14 protein-coding genes and 1 tRNA gene are annotated in these 19,079 nt (G+C 38.9%); 3 read left to right on the top strand and 12 right to left on the bottom strand.

Annotated elements, in window-relative coordinates; genetic code table 11:
- Window positions 1-185 precede the first annotated feature (185 nt).
- The 9 genes from BN985_RS15220 to BN985_RS15180 all read right to left on the bottom strand — a co-directional run bounded on the left by BN985_RS15220 (window position 186) and on the right by BN985_RS15180 (window position 12,514).
- The gene (locus tag BN985_RS15220) at window positions 186-1,259 is read right to left on the bottom strand and encodes an undecaprenyldiphospho-muramoylpentapeptide beta-N-acetylglucosaminyltransferase (protein WP_042224481.1); all 1,074 of its coding nucleotides are present in this window, start codon (window positions 1,257-1,259) and stop codon (window positions 186-188) included.
- Between the two features lie 178 nt (window positions 1,260-1,437).
- Window positions 1,438-2,622 carry a NupC/NupG family nucleoside CNT transporter gene (locus BN985_RS15215; RefSeq protein ID WP_042224480.1) on the bottom strand — a complete coding sequence of 395 codons (1,185 nt, stop codon included), beginning with the start codon at window positions 2,620-2,622 and terminating at the stop codon, window positions 1,438-1,440.
- A gap of 319 nt (window positions 2,623-2,941) precedes the next feature.
- The gene (gene odhB, locus BN985_RS15210) at window positions 2,942-4,246 is read right to left on the bottom strand and encodes a 2-oxoglutarate dehydrogenase complex dihydrolipoyllysine-residue succinyltransferase (protein ID WP_042224479.1); all 1,305 of its coding nucleotides are present in this window, start codon (window positions 4,244-4,246) and stop codon (window positions 2,942-2,944) included.
- On the bottom strand, window positions 4,233-7,100 hold the full coding sequence (locus tag BN985_RS15205) for a 2-oxoglutarate dehydrogenase E1 component (protein WP_042224477.1): 2,868 nt from the start codon (window positions 7,098-7,100) through the stop codon (window positions 4,233-4,235). Before BN985_RS15205 ends, odhB begins: the two co-directional genes overlap by 14 nt.
- Before the next feature lie 789 nt (window positions 7,101-7,889).
- The gene (trmL, locus tag BN985_RS15200; RefSeq protein ID WP_042224475.1) at window positions 7,890-8,363 is read right to left on the bottom strand and encodes a tRNA (uridine(34)/cytosine(34)/5-carboxymethylaminomethyluridine(34)-2'-O)-methyltransferase TrmL; all 474 of its coding nucleotides are present in this window, start codon (window positions 8,361-8,363) and stop codon (window positions 7,890-7,892) included.
- A 65-nt stretch (window positions 8,364-8,428) separates the two neighbouring features.
- Window positions 8,429-9,277 (bottom strand): amidase domain-containing protein, encoded by an 849-nt coding sequence (locus tag BN985_RS15195; protein ID WP_042224473.1) that lies wholly within the window; start codon window positions 9,275-9,277, stop codon window positions 8,429-8,431.
- A gap of 150 nt (window positions 9,278-9,427) precedes the next feature.
- Window positions 9,428-10,576 (bottom strand): tRNA epoxyqueuosine(34) reductase QueG, encoded by a 1,149-nt coding sequence (gene queG, locus BN985_RS15190; protein ID WP_042224472.1) that lies wholly within the window; start codon window positions 10,574-10,576, stop codon window positions 9,428-9,430.
- A 16-nt stretch (window positions 10,577-10,592) separates the two neighbouring features.
- On the bottom strand, window positions 10,593-12,296 hold the full coding sequence (locus tag BN985_RS15185) for an ABC-ATPase domain-containing protein (RefSeq protein WP_042224470.1): 1,704 nt from the start codon (window positions 12,294-12,296) through the stop codon (window positions 10,593-10,595).
- Window positions 12,297-12,440: 144 nt separating this feature from the next.
- Window positions 12,441-12,514, bottom strand: a tRNA-Gly gene (locus BN985_RS15180).
- Window positions 12,515-12,969: 455 nt separating this feature from the next.
- On the opposite strand from BN985_RS15180, the gene dat reads away from it, so the two are divergent.
- Window positions 12,970-13,851: a D-amino-acid transaminase gene (gene dat / locus BN985_RS15175; protein ID WP_042224468.1), complete on the top strand. Its 882-nt coding sequence runs from the start codon at window positions 12,970-12,972 to the stop codon at window positions 13,849-13,851.
- A gap of 106 nt (window positions 13,852-13,957) precedes the next feature.
- Here the strand turns inward: dat and corA are convergent, their stop codons facing one another.
- The 3 genes from corA to BN985_RS15160 form a co-directional block, all read right to left on the bottom strand.
- Window positions 13,958-14,914 (bottom strand): magnesium/cobalt transporter CorA, encoded by a 957-nt coding sequence (corA, locus tag BN985_RS15170; RefSeq protein ID WP_042224466.1) that lies wholly within the window; start codon window positions 14,912-14,914, stop codon window positions 13,958-13,960.
- A gap of 43 nt (window positions 14,915-14,957) precedes the next feature.
- Window positions 14,958-15,599, bottom strand: coding sequence for a hypothetical protein (locus BN985_RS15165; RefSeq protein WP_042224465.1), 642 nt, complete (start codon window positions 15,597-15,599; stop codon window positions 14,958-14,960).
- A gap of 63 nt (window positions 15,600-15,662) precedes the next feature.
- Window positions 15,663-16,295: an NUDIX hydrolase gene (locus BN985_RS15160; protein WP_042224464.1), complete on the bottom strand. Its 633-nt coding sequence runs from the start codon at window positions 16,293-16,295 to the stop codon at window positions 15,663-15,665.
- Window positions 16,296-16,455: 160 nt separating this feature from the next.
- Here BN985_RS15160 and BN985_RS15155 point away from each other — a divergent pair, with 160 nt between their 5' ends.
- Together BN985_RS15155 and BN985_RS15150 are read left to right on the top strand one after the other, a co-directional pair.
- Window positions 16,456-16,968: a DNA topology modulation protein gene (locus tag BN985_RS15155; RefSeq protein WP_042224463.1), complete on the top strand. Its 513-nt coding sequence runs from the start codon at window positions 16,456-16,458 to the stop codon at window positions 16,966-16,968.
- Between the two features lie 79 nt (window positions 16,969-17,047).
- On the top strand, window positions 17,048-19,051 hold the full coding sequence (locus BN985_RS15150; RefSeq protein ID WP_042224462.1) for a S9 family peptidase: 2,004 nt from the start codon (window positions 17,048-17,050) through the stop codon (window positions 19,049-19,051).
- Window positions 19,052-19,079 lie beyond the last annotated feature (28 nt).

Below are 19,079 nucleotides of genomic sequence, written 5' to 3'. Positions count from 1 at the left end.
GGGATGGAAGGGGTAAGGAAGCAATTTAGAAAAACTCGCATTCGTTACGGTCTTGTCAACGTGCATGTTTATCTTATACTGTGACTTCACATTTTCATTATTTTCGCCATTTCTTCCTAACCAAAATTTTATATGTAAAAAGCCAACGATTATTCAATATCAATTCGTTGGCTCTTTCCTGACTGTTATTTCTTTTGAACTTCTCCAATGATTTTAAGAACTCGATCTCTAGATTTCTCACTTTTATATTCCTTCATTGTATCAATCATGACTGGAGCGTATTCTTTTAATTGTGTTAGTTCATGCATTAAGGCTTCATTCGATAGATTTTCTTCCTCTAAAACCCTAGCATACCGCTTTTTTACAAAGGATTTAGCATTTATAATTTGGTCTCCCCTACTTGCCTCTCTTGATAATGGAATGAGCAACATAGGAATTCTTAATGCCAGGAATTCAAAGATAGCATTTGAACCTGCGCGAGAAAGTACAAAATCTGTTGCTGCGAAAACATCCTTTAATTCTTCATTAACATATTCATATTGAACATATCCTTCTCTCGTATAAGTAGGATCTACTTTGTCTTTCCCGCAAATATGGATAATGTGGAATGTTTCAAGCAACTGATCTAGTGAATCTCTTACTGTTTCGTTAATTTTTTGAGATCCTCCACTACCTCCCATTATGAGAAGAACAGGCTTATGTGAAGATAGTCCCGCAAATGCAAGACCGGCTTCCTTCTTCCCTACAAAGAGTTCATCTCGAATTACTGCACCAACATATTCAGCCTTATCTTTAGGAAGATACTCCATTGTTTCGGGAAAAGTTGCCAGCACTTTCCGAGCAAAAGGGATCGCAATCTTATTCGCAAGACCTGGGGTGTAATCTGATTCGTGGATAACAACAGGGATCCTTCTGAGTTTTGCTGCTAAAACAACCGGTACGGATACAAAGCCACCTTTTGAAAAAATAATGGATGGCTTGCGCTTTTTCATAATTCGTGCAGCTTGGGCAACACCTTTTAATACCTTGAATGGGTCTTTTATATTTTCTTTAGAAATATACCTTCTAAGTTTCCCTGTAGAAATTGGGTGGTATGTGACGCCTTCTAGTTGACTAATTAAGTTTTGTTCAATACCATCTTTTGAGCCAATATAATCAATGTCATACCCTTTTTCCTGATAATATGGGATCAAGGCGAGGTTCACGATCACATGCCCCGCAGTGCCTCCACCAGTGAATAGGATTCGTTTGTTTTTCATGCTATGTTCTCCTTTATATCCTCAATCTTTTTAAGATATCAGTGGGGATGAAAGAAAACCCACACTGATTGAAGTTTCACTTTATACAGTCTTTACTATCGTATTAAAAAAAGATGGAAAAGGAAAGCAAAAAAGGCGACCATTTGAAATTAAATGGTCGCCTGCTTATTATATGATTTTATAGGAATAGGCCTACCACTGTAGCGGATAGGATGGATGCGAGAGTTGCTCCGACAAGTAATTTCATTCCAAATCCTGATACACTTACTGCTTTTTCACTGTCAATTCCTTTTACGGTACCTGCGATGATTCCGATGGAGGAGAAGTTAGCAAAGCTAGTTAGGAATACAGATACAATTCCGACTGTTTTCTCGGACATTTCTGCAATCATTGGTTGGAATTCAAGCATGGCTACGAATTCGTTTGTAACGATTTTCGTCCCCATAACTGAACCTGCCCTGAGTACCTCGTCTGGAGAAATTCCCATAAGTATCCCGATTGGATAAAGAATGTAACCAAGTACTTCCTGTAGAGTTAATCCTGAAAAACTAATGATCCAATTAACCAGCTCAAGTGAAGCAATGAATGCAATAAGCATTGCGGCAACGATAAGGGCAATTTTCCCACCTTCTAGTGCACCATTCCCCATTGCTTCAAAGATACTTTTATCATTTGTTACATTTTTTACATCAACTTTATCCTCTTCCTTTGGTACTTTTACCGGTGCAATGATAGATGCCAGCATTAATGCGCTAAACATATTAAGAGGAAGTGCTACTAAAACAAACTCTGGTGGGAGCATTTGCAAGTACGCACCAACAATTGAGGCAGAAACAGAACCCATTGCTGACGCACTCACGATGTAAAGTCTATTTGCAGTCAAATGATGGAACTGTGAACGGATAGCAATTAACGCCTCAGATTGCCCAAAGAAAATACTGTTTACCGCGTTAAATGATTCGACACGGGGAAGACCAGTTATTTTTGAAATTAATCCTCCAAGATATTTAATAATAGGCGGGAGAATCCGCAAATAAGTTAATACAGATAATATGGTAGCGAAGAAGATAATTAGTAAAAGGACATTAAAGAAGAATACGCTTCCTCCCTCTTCCACAACTAAACCGCCTACGACGAAATTAACTCCTTCAGTACCAAACTCAATTAGTTTGTTAAAACCTGCTGCTATCCCATTTATAATAGCCTGTCCAATCCCTGTACTGAACATGAACCATGTTGTTAAAAGTTGGAGAAGCAACATAATTCCAATACCTTTGTAATTAATGTTTTTCTTATCGTTAGACATTAAAAATGCCAGACCAAGTACAACAAGAATTGCCAATAACCCTAAAATAATACCCACGTTCATTACCCTTCCTTTCCAAATGTAACTGTTTTCATTTCCTTTATTACAATGGTCATTGTACCAAGTTGTCAGACGTCAATCAACTAATTATATTTTCTGGGAATTATGATAACCTTATTTATTAATTCCCTAAATGTCAGCTAATTAACAATCATTTTTTTATATTAAATCTTTCTATTATATAAGACTTACATTCGCTCAGCTTCTAACGGAATATCCTTGGTACGAAATGATTTGTCTGTACCGTAAATTGCTTCCCGGCATTAACGCACAAAAAAACCCGTCGGCTCAAGCTGACGGGTTTTCTCTAAACCATTTAACCTTCTAGTAATAGATCATACGGATCTTCTAACAATTCCTTCACACGGACTAGGAACTGAACAGCTTCCTTACCATCTACAATTCTATGATCATAAGAAAGAGCCAAATACATCATTGGACGAACTTCAATAGAATCGTCTGGCATAACCATCGCACGCTTCTGAATGTTATGCATGCCAAGAATTCCTACCTGTGGTGCATTTAAAATAGGTGTTGAAAGCATGGAACCAAATGTCCCTCCATTTGTTATGGTGAAGGAACCACCTTGTAAATCTTCCATTGCTAGTTTTTTATCTCTTGCTTTTTTACCAAGGTTTCCTATTTCTTTTTCCACACCGGCAAAATCTAGACGATCTGCATCACGTACTACTGGAACAACTAGTCCGTCATCTGTAGATACGGCAATACCTATGTCATAGAATTTCTTTAAGACTAACTCATTACCTTGAATTTCAGCATTTAGTAGAGGGAAATCCTTCAACGCTCCTACTACAGCCTTTGTAAAGAATGACATGAAGCCTAATTTTACGCCATGCTTATCAATAAATTTCTCTTTACGTTCACTACGTAGCTTCATCACATTCGTAAGATCTACTTCATTGAACGTTGTAAGCATAGCAGCCTCATGCTGTACTTCGACTAAACGCTTAGCAATAGTTTGACGGCGACGTGACATCTTCACTCGTTCTACGGGCTTATCAAACTCCGTTTTTTCAGAGTTCGATTCTTTTTTGTCAGATTTTTTCTCTTCTTTTTTAGTATTGCCTTTTGCTGCAGCCTCTACATCTTCAGGGCGTACACGACCAAGTGGGTCTCTAGGACTAACCTCGCTTAAATCAATATTTAATTCGCGAGCTCGCTTTCGAGCTGCAGGAGAAGCAATTACTTCACCATTTTTGCTAGATGTGGAGTTATCTTTGTCTTGCTTTTTCTCCTTAGAAGAATCCTCTTTTTTGGCGGATTTTTCTTCATCATCCTTTTTGTCTTCTTTTGTATCTTCTTCATTTTTAGGCTCTTCTTTTTCGGGTTCTGAATCATCCGCTGCTTCTTCCCCACCAGCTTCGCCGTTTTCATCCACCTTGGCAATAACATCACCGACTTCTACATCATCGCCTTCTTCTCTGAGGATTTCCGTAACAACACCTGCATAATCTGCATTCACTTCAACATTTACTTTGTCTGTTTCTAATTCAACTACTGGATCGCCCTTTTCAATTTTGTCACCTTTTTTTACTAACCATTCAGCGATCGTACCTTCCGTAATTGATTCGGCAAGCTCTGGTATTTTAATTTCTTTCACTGGAATCTCCTCCTTTAGACGGGTTGATTGCTTTTTGTACAAGCTGCTTTTGTTCTGTTTTGTGGACATTCGGTACACCTACTGCTGGAGCAGCTCGATGTGGACGACCGATATAGCGTAATTTTTGCCCTTCTTTCAGTAAATCCCTCAGGTAGTCATCAACAAAATCCCAAGCACCCATGTTCTTCGGCTCTTCCTGTACCCAAACGATTTCTTCTAGATTAGACAATTCCTCTAACATCTTGCTCAATTCCTCTTTAGGGAATGGATAGATCTGCTCTAAACGAAGCACACTTAGCCAATCAAACGACTCCTCTGCATTGGCAATTTCCTCTTCGATATCTACCATAATCTTTCCAGACCCTATTAGAAGTCGCTTCACATCTTTTTTGCTAAGGTCAAGGTTAGGTTGAAGCCTTAACGGTTGGAATTTTCCTTCTGTAAATTCCTTTGGTTCAGAGGAAACACGTTGATTACGTAACAAACTTTTTGGCGTCATTAGAATTAATGGTCTTGCTTCTTCTCGCCCGCGCATTGCCGCCTGCCTACGAATTAAATGGAAAAACTGTGCGGAAGAAGTTACATTGGCTACAATCCAGTTGTTTTCTCCAGCCATTTGTAAGAAGCGCTCTAATCTAGCACTAGAATGTTCTGGTCCCTGTCCTTCATAACCATGTGGCAGAAGCATAACCATATTTGACTTTTCTCCCCATTTTGCACGTGCTGCAGATATAAATTGATCAAAAATCACCTGCGCAGCGTTGGCAAAATCTCCAAACTGAGCTTCCCAGATCACCAATGTATTTGGTGATTGAACACTATAACCGTATTCAAATCCTAGTACACCAGCTTCCGAAAGTGGACTGTTACGAATATCAAAGGATGCTGATGCATCCTCAAGGCCATGCATCGGGCTGTATTTCTCATTCGTTTTTACATCGTGTAGGACAACATGTCGATGTGCAAAAGTTCCTCTTTCTGAATCTTGTCCTGTAAACCTTATTGGAATTCCATCACGTAAGATCGAGGCATAAGTAAGTGCTTCACCAGTTCCCCAGTCAGCTTTACCTCCCTCTTCCATAGCTTTGCCACGGCGGTCAAGAATTTTTTCTAGTTTCTTGAAACCATTAAATCCTTCTGGTCGTCTGAGTAAACCTTTATTTAAACTCTGTAAGACATCAAGCTCCACAGCAGTTTCAAAGGTATCTAAGGTATTTTCCAATTCTTTTGGCATACATTTAGCTTCTGCTTTGCCTGTTTCGTTTTCTTTCATATTATCGTAGATGTCTCTAAGGTGTTTTTCGACATCTTCTAACATACTCTTAAAGGTTGTTTCCTCTATTACACCTTTCTCTTTTAACACCTCAGCATAAACGTTGGCAGCTGTAGGGTGTTGATCAATATCTTGATATAGGGCTGGTTGCGTAGTTCTTGGTTCATCCATTTCGTTATGACCATATCTTCTGTACCCTACTAAATCAATAAGAAAGTCTTTATTAAATTCTTTCCGATATTCGTACGCAATTTTAATTGCTGATACGCATGCGATCGGGTCATCTGCATTCACATGAATAATTGGTATTTCAAAGCCTTTGGCTAAGTCACTTGCATACCGTGTAGAACGTCCATCATCTTGATTTGTTGTATACCCAACAAGATTATTTGCAATGATATGAAGGCTACCACCTGTCGCATAACCAGGCAGTCCGCTGAGGTTAAGTGTCTCTGCCACAACTCCTTCTCCGATAAAGGCAGCATCTCCATGAATTAATACTGGAATCGCTTTATTTAGATCTCGCTTCGGATAGCCTGCCTTAGAACGATCGTCCTGTGCAGCTCGAGCAAACCCTTCAACTACTGGATTAACGAATTCAAGGTGAGACGGATTGTGTGCTAAAGTAATACGGGTAGCCGTTTCATCTCCCTTTTTCACTTCTTTCTTTGCACCAAAATGGTATTTCACATCACCTGTCCAGCCATAGTTAATTCCCATAGATCCTTCAGATGGAACTAATTCTTTATCTGGTGAATGATGAAACTCGGAAAAGATTTTATCAAATGGCTTGCCTAACACATGTGCCAAAACAGAAAGTCGACCCCTGTGAGCCATTCCCATCATAATATTTTCAACTTTGTCTTCGGTTGCATATTTAACCATTTGGTCAAGCATGGGAACCATTGCTTCTAACCCTTCAATAGAGAAGCGTTTTTGCCCAACAAATGTTTTTTGTAGGAATCCTTCAAATCCTTCAACATCCACCAAGCGTCCAAGTAACTGCTTTTTCTCTTCATCAGAAAGATCAAGCCGTGCCTTACCTGTCTCAATTAGATCAAGTAACCACGCGCGCTCAGCTTCGTTGTTAATATGATCATATTCAAATGTGATCGTACCAGAATAGTATTTTTTAAGTTCACGAAGGACATCAAGGCCATTTTCAACGTGATTCGGTGCCTTTTCCCATAACCAGCTAGCTGGCATTTGTTTTAGATCATCCTCACTTAATCCATAAGTGTCAGGCTGTACTAAATTTGAATTACGATTTTTGTGTAAACCTACTGGATAAATATCCGCTTCTAGATGACCGAAACGGCGAATAGCCTCAACAAGTTTCATAGCTGAGGTTAGTTTTTTTACGTCGTGCATGGAAGCCCGGGAATCTGTCGGCAGGTCTGTTGCTCCTGCATCATTAGATATCCAATTTGGTTTTCCATACTGATCAAACATTTCCTTTATGGAATGATCGACTGCATCTGGATCTGATTTATACAGATCATATTGTTCTTCTACATACCCCATATTTGGACCATGAAATTCTGCCCAGAATCTTTGATTAGATTCTTCCGTCTGTGCCACGTTTTTATACCCCCATTAGAAGTTAACATTACTCGTAATGTAAACGGTTTTCTAACACTCACTCTATTATAGAACTGATGAATGACTTTCATCAACTAATATACCCTATTTTATATACTGAAACAATATAATGTTCCAACCTTTATTATTATTAAAATCTTCCGTCTATTGCAGTTTGCAAAGTCCCGTTACTAAAAGTATTACGTCAATTTGTTAACATTAGTTCACAATACAATCATAATTAGTTATAATAGGGACATAATCAAAAAGACGTTCTTTTACCTGCATAAGGAGGCAAAATAATGAAGCTTGCACTTTTATTTGGCGTAATCTTAACATTTCTTACATCAATGTTTACATCTGGATATGAATCCAAACCAGCCGTACCAAAAAAAGACCAATAAATGTAGAAAAGCGTAAAGTTCCGTTTAGAAACGTAGTGACTGCGCCTGGCCATGCCAGGTGGCTCCATGTTGCCACGCAAAGTGGCGGTTTTAATGGAGCTTCTTCTTTTCGAGATAAAGGAAACATGCCCCTGCAAAAGGGGTATGTCGACGTTGGCCGCAAAGGCCGTTTTTAGTCGGCCTACCTTAATCTTTGAATCGATGTTGACTTTCACCCTACGAGTATAAGTGCGACTAAGCCTCTGGTTGAAACCAATCGGCAAGTCTACTTTATCGCAAGGCGCCTTTAGGAAGTCGCCTAGTTTCTGGAACTTGGAGCTAGACAAAGAAAAGCGTAAAGTTCCATATTGCGTAAACCAAAAAAACCGCCATATTGGCGGTTTTTTTATGTTAAGTCGGGAAAGCCTCGTTGACGAAGTGCTTCATAAACAATGATAGCTGCAGTATTCGATAAATTTAATGAACGGACTTTGTCATTCATATGGATGCGAAGACATTTATCTTCTTTTCCTTCTAATAACTCATGTGGAATACCATTTGTCTCTCTTCCAAAAACGAAAAATATATCTTCTTTATCATCGCTATAATTATAATCCGTATAATGCTTTGTACCAAAGTTTTCTATATAATAGTAAGAGCCCTCAGGATATTCTTGGTACAAGTTTTCTATGCTCATATGTTCTTGTATATCAACATCTTTCCAATAATCCAATCCAGCTCTACGCAGCATTTTATCATCTGTACTAAAGCCTAGCGGGTGAATAAGATGTAACGTGGCACCTGTTGCCAAACAAGTTCTTGCTATGTTTCCAGTGTTTGCAGGAATCTCTGGCTGAAATAAAACGACATGTATACTCACTGATCTAATCTCCTTGTTCGATAATCAACTACACCTAAGGGAGCAGCTAACTTATTATAGCATTACTATGATCCGATGCGAAAAAATTTATATTGAATGTTTGGGGTCCAAGCCGTGGAATCTTCATAAGACCAATAACGATTTCGACTATTACTCGTATGCGCATTAACTAGTGGCATTCCAGCTGCATCCTTTGTAACTACAATTGTGTTATGATCCCATCTTCCATCACCTTGGAAGTCGTAACAAATAACATCTCCCGGTGCCAACTCCTCTGCTGAACTAACTTCTTTTCCCTGCAACCCGTCAGTTGACCCACTTAAGTACCATCGTAAGGAATGAGCTACAGCCCAGCTAAAACTCCAGTTATCTTGATTGTACCACCAACCACGTTCCCTCACCGGCGCTCCTCGCATGGGCGCGCCTCCTGCTAAAAGACATTGAGACACATAATTCGTACAATCTACTTCAAACTTACGGAAATCAGGATTATAACTGTTCCACCATCGTTCAGCGTATTGAACCGCCGCCAGCCGATCATAGGAAAAACGTAAACGTTCTTCGTCAGGGTTACGATTTGCATTTGGAGCGATCGATGTTGGTGCTTCTAACTTTTTGTTTTCCACTCTCTTATGTTCTAAAATCGCGCCATTTTTCATTTTAAAGGTATATGGAATTACCTCTTCCTCCATATACATTTTTTCTTTCTGCCTGATTAGGTAAGACAAGTGTAGTTTATATTCATACATTATTTGGTTCTCATACTGAAACTTTCTAAACAAATGACCTTTTCCTTCAACCCGAACAATTTTTGCATCTCTTTTTTCACAGCAGTCTTTCTTCTTATCCCACCAGTTCTCTTCCCCTCGCTCATCCTGTAAAAAATCCAACCAATAATCTTTTAATTTCTCCATAAAAAATCCCCTCCACCACTACTATATGGGGAGAGGACTTGTCAAAAACCATAATTTTTCAAAGCATGGTGGCCGTATTTTAGGATTAAAGAAAGACTAATCTTTATGCGTCATCTGCTTAACTTATTTTACCTTGAACTGGCGATAAGTTTACGACTTCGCTTGATACACCTCTTGAAATGCCAATCCTTTTTCCATCTCAACGCAAACCTGTTCATCCTGCTCTGTCTCCATCGCTTTTCTTATTGAATCATAGGCTTCTTCTGTTCCAATCTTACCTAAGGACCATGCAGCAGTTCCCCTAATGACCGGTCTAGGATCTGTTTGCATTACATGTATAATGTCTTCTACTGCTGTTTTGTCCTTATAATGCCCAAGCGCAATAAGTGCATTTCGTTGAATCGGCTTTTTACCACGCCATGAACCAGAAATATGGCCAAAAGTTTCCTTAAATTCCCGATTGGAAATGCGTAACATCGGTTTTAATACAGGTTTTGATACGTCGTGCTCTGGTTCAAACTCAGGGTGAATATGAAAGTCCAACTTCTGATTTTTAGGACATACAACCTGACATGTATCACAACCATAAACCCGATTCCCTATCTTTGTGCGGAACTCATCCGGCAGAAAATCCTTCGTTTGCGTTAAAAATGCAATGCATCGCTGTGCGTTTAATTGTCCACCTTGAACGATAGCACCTGTCGGACATGCATCAATACATTTTGTACACTCTCCGCAGCTATCATCCACCGGATCATCGGGAACAAATGGAATATTGGTAATCATTTCCCCTAAATACACATAGGAACCAAATTCCGGGGTGATAATAGAGGTGTTTTTTCCACTAAAGCCAATACCTGCTCGTTCTGCTACAGCACGATCTGAAAGTTCTCCGGTGTCTACCATTACACGGTTTTCCACATCTGGCACCTTTTCTTTAATAAAGGCCGCCAGCTTATCCAGGCGATCACGCATGACAACATGATAATCTGTCCCCCAGGAAGCTCTGGCAAAAAGGCCGCGCCTCTCTTCCTTTGTACTCTTAGGAGCACCTTTCATTCGCGATGGATATGCAAGTGCTATTGAAATAATTGATTTTGCTTCTGGCAATAACCTTTCAGGCTCTGTACGTTCCTCAACAGTTCCTTTTTCAAAGCCTGATTGATAGGATAACTCCTGCTGACGCCGTAACCTTTCTTTTAATTCTCCAAACACATCTGCTGAGGCAAAGCCAATTTTGTCAATACCAATCTTCTTGCTGTATGCAATAATATCTTCTTTAAGCTGTACTGTATCCACTGACTTCGCCTCCTTTCTAATTGTGTTTAACAGTTGCTGTGCGCAATCGATTTAACACTGCAGCAATTTCATATTTTCGTGGTCTCGCTATATCTCCAGGATGTTGATTCTTGTAAGGGCTAAATGCTGCGATCCCCTTTTGATTCAATTCGTTATCAATATATTGCACAGTATCCTTTAATGATTTATTTCCCAATGATTTTTTCTGATCAAGATATAAAATGGTGTCTGCAATTAGCCGAGTCTGGGATTGATCAACCAGCTGCTCGGTATCAGCAAACTGTATGTCATGTTTACCCATTAATATAGTATTCAGTCCTTTAGCTTGCACTTTAGCACGTTTCCCTTTATGTGTCTGCAAAGATTCTGATTGAAAATAGCGAGTTGTAATCTCGCCAAACGCTTCTGTTCTATCTAGTGCTCGTTCAAGTGGCGAATATCTCATAATCTGCTTTGCTTTGTCTGTTACATCTTCAGGGCTGTAGGACTCTAGCATAATTACCTTGTCAGCGACTTCAAAGTAATCGCCTGAACCACCCATAACTAAAATAGTAGACACGCCAAGTTGCTCATCCATTTGCTTAATCTTATCAATAAATGGTGTGATGGGTTCTTGATCTCTTTTCACTAACTGTTGCATGCGGTGGTCACGGATCATAAAATTAGTAGCACTTGTATCTTCATCAATAAGTAGTGTTGTAGCACCAATTTCTAGGGCTTCCATAACATTTGCAGCTTGCGAGGTACTCCCACTAGCATTTTCTGTTGAGAAGAACGTTGTTTGCCGTTTATGTGGCAAGTTATTTATGAATGGAGAGATGTTAACGCCAGTTACCCTCCTGCCATCTTCTGCGCGAATTTTGACTGCATCAGGGTCCGTCAGCACATATTCTCTTCCATCACCTTTTGTATGGTAATAAACCCCGCGCTCGATTGCCTGCAACATCGTACTCTTACCATGATAGCCACCACCGACAATTAAGGTTATCCCTTTTTCTATTGCCATGCCTCGAATCGCTTCATCACGGTGTGGTATAGAGATTTCTACTTCTGATTCTAATGGACTTTGAAAAGGGACAGCATTTTTCATCGGACGATTGCTAATTCCACTCTCTCTAGGAAGAATTGAGCCATTTGCCAAGAAGGCTATCCAATTATGTTCTTTCATTTGCTCGCGGATAGCTTCTTGCTGGTCTGCGAGCTCTACTGCTTCCCAAATTGCTTTATCTGTTATTGTAAAAACTGAATTTCTAACTATATCTGGAATAACCTTTGTAAAAAGTTTCTCCGCTTCTCTGCCGTTAATTTTTCTGCCATTCGCAGGAAGACCAACTGATAAGCAAATTGTAATTGTTTCAGAGGAGAGCTGTACAGCACTTCTCTCTAAAACCTCCTGTCCAGGTCGGTCAAAAAACACATTGCCGCTTTTTCCTGAACCCTTTATGAAAACTTCTATCTTACCTGTAGCCTTGCCTACACTCCGCGCAATTGCATCCTCTGCCGCTAGTTTTCTAGCAGCTGTCTGGAGCCACTCTTGTTTTATAGCACGTTTCTGATGTGGCACAATAATTCTAAGCCGAGAGGGAGAAGCAAATGGGTCACCTTGTATATAATCAAGAAACAGGTCAAATTCAGAAAAATTATATTTACCTTGTAAATCTTTATAGGCTTTATATCCTTTATTATCAATCCGTTTTAATTGTTGAATTAAATTCTTCATATATCAATCCCTCAATTTCTTCATAGTTGCCTTAAGGATACTATGGCGAAACCCTTGATTCAAGCGAAGGGATAAGTTTTAGACAAATGAAAAACGCAACACCTCGTAAGTTAGATTACGAAACACTGCGTTAAGACATATGTATGGAGCGGGTGAAGGGAATCGAACCCTCATCATCAGCTTGGAAGGCTGAGGTTTTACCACTAAACTACACCCGCATGAGATATAAGATTATTATGTTATATAATACACGTACTTTAAGTCATACTGCCTCTACATCTTCTAGCTTATTCATAGTTGCTTGTGCTTCGAGGCAACTCGTGGGTTATTCGGTGGAAGCTTCGCTCGTCACTAAACTACACCCGCATGAGATATAAGATAATTATTTTGTAGGTTCGAGGCAACTCGTTGATTACTCGGCTCAACAATTGCGCTGTTTTTTGAATGCATTATTGATTATAGCAAGCAAATAAAGATAATGCAAGGGGAAATTTTACTTTTTTCGACAAAATACTAGATATCCTATTAAAAGACTGTTATAAAGTAGCCAATACAGGCAGTTCCCTTCCCTTTCCTTCAACTATAGATATGACTTAAAAATTTTTCGAATTCCAATTTACATCTAATCTTAGAAGTTATAGAATAGGCATAAGATTTAGGGAGGGGAAATCGCATGTCTGTTTATCCAATTATTATGACCCAAACAAGCTTCACTCACCGAGATAATTTGAAGTATCCATATGAAGAGCGTGGTCTTCAATTCGGGGATGGCATTTATGAAGTGATTCGTATTTATAATGGAGAGTACTACTTACTAGAAGAGCACGTTGATCGATTATTTCGATCCACTGCTGCTGTTAAAATTAAGCTGGATGTTACAAAGGAAGAAATGACTCATTTACTTTTGCAATTACTGGAAAGAAATAAAATGGACAAAGACGGAAAAGTTTACTTGCAGATCACACGTGGCTCTGCACCAAGAGACCATGTTTTCCCTGAAGGAATTCCAGCAAATGTCTATGCTTATGTGCAGGACCTTCCACGCAACACAGAGAAAATGGATAATGGCGTCAGTACGATTACCCAGCGGGATGTACGTTGGGAGAATTGCTATATAAAAAGCTTGAACCTCCTACCAAACGTCCTTGCGAAACAAGAGGCAAAGGAAAATGGTTGCTATGAAGCTATTCTACATAAAAATGGAATGGTAACAGAGTGTAGTTCATCCAATGTGTACATGGTAAAGGATGGGAAAATTTATACCCACCCTGCTACAAACAATATTTTACACGGTTGTGTTCGGATGCGTGTTGAAAAGTTTGCCAATGACCTTGGGATCCCATTCATTGAGGAACGTTTCTCTGTTGAAGATATTGCAACTGCTGATGAAATGTTACTATCCAGCAGTACATCAGAAGTGATGCCAATTATTTCTGTAGATAACCAGCAAATTGCTGATGGTCAGCCTGGTCTTATAACAAAAAAACTTCAGCAAGCTTACGTCAAAGACGCTAATATTGTTGAAGCTGATAAAGTAAGTAACGAAGTTATTTAAACATAAAATGCCGAGCAAACTTTAACTCTAGCACTGACTAGGATTAGAGTAATTGCTCGGCATTTTTACTGACCGTTTATTAATTTCAATCTTCTATACTGCCACGTTATTTAAACCAACCTTTTCTTTTAAACCAAAGAAACATAGTAAATGCGATAATACCCATAAAGACAATGGAAAAGAAATAGCCATACTTCCAAGTCAATTCAGGCATATTTTCAAAATTCATGCCGTATATCCCAGCAATTAATGTTAGTGGCGCAAATATAGAAGTAATAATGGTAAGAACTTTCATTACGTTATTCGTTTGGTGTGAGTTTAGAGAAAGGTAACTATCCCTAATATCTGCAGTTACTTCACGATTAGACATCACCATTTCAGCTAATTTCAATAGATGGTCGTAGATATCGGAGAAATATTCTCTCCTATTTTTAATTTCAACTAAATGATGGGAATTTAACATCCTATATAGTAAATCTCGCATCGGGTTAACAGAATGCCTTAAATTCAATAACATATTTCGTATATCAAATAATTCGCTCATTAAATTGTTCATTGATCTGTCTCGTGTATTATTTTCAATTAAATCCAATTCATCTTCAAGCTTATAAATGAGCGGAAAATAGTTATCTACAATTTTGTCTAATATTTGATAAAATACATAGAACGTATCCCACACATCCGTATTCCTGCCAGCTTTTAACATCTCCCAAACGTTAGTAATTTCTTTAGCCTCAGTACGATGAAAAGTCACAATATAGTTTTCATTCACAAAAAAATTAAACTCGTCCCTTATGATTTCTCTTTCTTCTTCACGTACAGAATGTGCCACATAGAAAGTATGATCTTCATAGTAATCTAATTTCGGCCGTTGCAGCTTCTGTATACAATCTTCAATTGCTAAAGGGTGAAAATTAAATGTACTGGATAAATGATTGATTTCTTCTTCTGTCGGTTGGTCAAAATCTACCCAGAACCATTTATATTTATTTCGTGTGACATCCTGTATAGATATATCTTTTTCAATTGTGTTTTCATCTGTCATGCCTATACATCGAATCAATCAAATCTCTCCTTTTGGGAGTGAGTCTATTACCTATCTACTGTTAATTTATTGTACTTTGTGCTCTATCCTGAATTAATAGAACAGGAAATTCATCGTCCTTTGTAACACTCCAAACAACAGAGTCAATATGAACCCTATCATTTAACTGTGGCAACTCAACCAATAGTTCTTCTGCTACTTTAAACATATTCTTCGTTCGCTCATCATCCATATAAGGATTACCATTTTCAAAGACCGCTTCTATCTCTTCCCCAAATTCTTGATTATTAGGCATGATTCGTACAGTATACTCTGTTCTACCTGTTTCTTGGTTTTCCCAGTTGTCTAAATTATAATGCGTATTTTCAATAGCGTAGTGTTCATTTAGATATGTTTCTATATCAAAATCTGGCTCACTGATCGTTACTTCTTCTTCCGTTTTCATTTCTTCGGCAGTTGAATTAGTGTCAGAGTGAAAATCCTCTGTCGATTTATTAGCTGAAGCTTCTTCCCTTTCACCAGCTACTTCTTTATCTATTTCCTTTGTATCACCAGTCGATTTTGTAGTAATTTTTTCTTCTTTTTCCACTACTTCCTTGTTCGACAAAGAATTATTCTGGGCTGCTTGTTTCCCTTCTGTACTAGAGCAAGCTCCCATTAATGTTAAAACCGTTATCAACCCTATTGTAAGCATTTTCTTCATGTTCTACACTTCTTTCTCGCATAACTTAACTTTATAGTATAAAGGCTAATGGCATCTATCTTACTAAGAATTCGTGTTATTTCTCTGCAATTTTTCTACAAAGTGAAGAATGATTCTTGCTGTTAAACCCCAAATGACTTTATCTCCATAGATATAGAAGTGTTCTGCCAATTTGCTTGTTCCCCATTCATAGTCTTTTCCGCCAGGAATGAGCTCAAAAGGAAATGACTCTTCTGGCTCCATTGCAACATTTACGTAATGGATTTGTGGAGGAGTATCCAGAAAAAATTTCAATGGCACGCTAAATACTTCATCTACTTCGGTAGGATTAGGAATCACATCCGAAGTACTGTCTATTATCCCTGTGTATGGATAGACAATCATTCCAAAGGATGAAACAAGATAATCTAATGGAACAACATGTGAAACCCGCTCCTTTTCTATCCCTAATTCTTCTTCGGTCTCTCTAAGGGCTGCATATTGGGCACTTGCATCGCTAGGGTCTATTTTCCCACCAGGGAAGCAGATTTCACCAGGCTGCCTTCTTAAGCTGGCTGCCCGCACTTCAAATAAAAGGTGGACTCCATCTTCTTTTTCAACTAACGGAAGAAGGATGGCATATTTATAGAGTTCTTTTGCTCCGAGGATTCCAGCGGTATGGTTTGTGAGTTTGTGGAGAATCTCTTCTTTCTTCATCACAAATCCTCCTCCCTTTTCAAATTATCCTTAACTATAACACGAGATCGGATGATAAATCCTATAGCCTGCACTATAAAATAAAAGCGCTATACTTTTTGAAAATTATGTTATAATAATTCTCCTTGCTTGTCCATATATATAGGGAGGGAGTTATGTTATGAGAAAAGTTGCAATCATTGGAAGTGGTGGGGCTGGCAAATCTACATTAGCGAGAAAGCTTGGCGAAATACTAGATATACCTGTTTACCATCTTGACGCAATCTTTTGGAAGCCTAATTGGGAGCCGATCGAACGAGATGAACTAATTGAAAAAACGATAAAGATACAGGAGACTGATGATTGGATTATAGATGGAAACTATAATGCAACAATGGACTTCCGCTTACAAAAAGCGGACACGGTCATCTTTCTGCATTACAGGACACTTCGTTGCCTTTATGGGATCGTCAAAAGACGCATACAATATCATAATAAAACACGTCCTGATATGGGGAGAGACTGCAAGGAAAGGCTCAATTGGGAATTTTTTAACTGGGTACGGATGTATAATAAAAAGAAAGCACCACTTGTTTATGAGCGTCTTTCAAAATTAGAAGACACAGCAATACATGTCTTTAATTCACCTAGACAACTAGAGAACTATTTAAGTGAATTGCAGAAAACTAGCTAGACAATCATTTGATTCGGTACTCGAAATAGTTTAAAATATAAAAATACAGAAATTTCGATACATATAGGGAGGTTAATTTATGACAAGCACAAAACGCACATTAAAAACAGAAGATTTAACTAGATTAGAAGTTTACAGTGATCCGCAGGTTTCACCTGATGGAAAATTTTACAGTTATGTCTCCACAACAACAAACGACAACGATGACTATAACTCTCACTTATTTGTTCAATCTGTTACCGGGGATTCACCCGTGCAATGGACCTTTGGAGACGTTAAAAATAGCAGCCTTCGCTATTCTCCCGATGGAAAAAAGGTAGTCTTCCAATCTAATAGGAGTGGAATACCTCAATTATGGTTGTTACCGACAGAGGGTGGGGAAGCAAGACAGCTAACTACTTTTAAAAATGGTGCATCAAACCCGGCATGGTCCAAAGACGGAAAGTATATTATCTTCCACGCTTCTCTTGATAAGGATGACGATATACATAACCAAAAAGAACAATCAAAGGAAGAGCGTCAGAAGGAACAAGAAGCAAAGAAACAGCAGCCACTCATCGTAAATCGTCTGAAATATAAGTCAGATTCCAGTGGATTTCATGATGACAAACGGGTTCAGCTTATCATCCTAGACGTGGAAAACAATACCTTTACCCAGCTAACACATGACGATGCTGACCATGGGTTCCAGGATATTTCCCCAGACGGAAAGCAAGTTCTATTTGCAGCTAACCTCAACGAGGATGCTGACTATGAATTAGTAAACGACTTATTCTTATTGGATCTTCAAACAAAAGAACGCAAAAAGCTAACAGATGGAAAAGGTGGATACAATAGTGCTTCCTTCTCTCCAAGCGGCGATAAAGTTGTTAGCTTTGGTCATGATTATGACTATGCTGGAGCAACGCTAACAGAAATTTATGTGTTTGATCTCGCAAGCGGTGAACGTACATGTCTCAGTAAAGAATGGGATATGCAGCTTGGTGACCTGATGATCGGTGATACTCGTCTAGGGCAATCAGAAACAGGTCCTGTCTGGGCAAAAGATGAAAATAGGCTATTTTTCATCGCAACCGATCATGGCTCTACAGGCCTTTACGAAGTTTCTTTGGATAAAGAATTAACAACCCTTTACGAGAAAGATAACCATGTGTTTGGTTTCTCCTATGATCAAAATAAGGAAGCCTTTGTTTTAGGTATCAGCTCTGCTACAAACCCATGTGATTTTTATTATTTGGAAAATGACGGTACACTTACACAGTTAACGAAAAGCAATCGTGCTTTTCTTGAGGAAGTTGCCATTGCGGAACCAGAGACCATTTCTGTGACAGCGGAAGATGGAAAAGAAATTCAGGGATGGCTTTTAAAACCTTATGGCTTCACAGAAGGTAAGAAATATCCATTTGTTCTGGAAATCCATGGTGGCCCCCATGCAATGTATGGCCAAACCTTTTTCTTTGAAATGCAGCTATTAGCAGCAAAAGGCTATGTTGTGCTATATACAAATCCTAGAGGAAGCCACGGATATGGCCAGGAATTTGTGGATGCCTGTCGCTCTGACTATGGTGGTGGCGATTATACAGATCTTATGACCGCTGTAGACTATGTACTAGAACATTATAGCTTTATTGATGAAGACAGACTTGGTGTAACTGGTGGAAGCTATGGTGGTTTCATGACAAACTGGATTGTTGGTCATACAAATCGCTTTAAAGCAGCTGTTACACAGCGCTCTATCTCCAACTGGTTAAGCTTCTATGGTGTGAGTGATATTGGGTTCTTCTTTACAAAATGGGAGCATGGTCTTAACCTATTGGATGATCCTGCGAAGCTTTGGGAGATTTCTCCACTAAAATATGCCGAAAACGTAGAAACACCTTTATTGATTCTTCATGGAGAATTGGATTTCCGTTGTCCTGTTGAACAAGGAGAACAACTGTTCATTGCGTTAAAGCATTTGCGTAAAGAAGTAGAATTCGTTCGATTCCCTGGCGCTAACCATGAGCTTAGTAGAAGCGGGAAACCAGCAATGCGTCAAGAGAGACTAAATCATATCTGTCGCTGGTTTGAAGAATATTTATAAGAAAATAACAGATAAAAAACAGGCATAC

Source organism: Oceanobacillus manasiensis (assembly GCF_000724085.1).
Classification (GTDB): Bacteria; Bacillota; Bacilli; order Bacillales; family Amphibacillaceae; genus Oceanobacillus_B; species Oceanobacillus_B manasiensis.
Note: the sequence above shows the minus strand (reverse complement) of the source record. Positions and strands in the feature narration are given on the sequence as shown.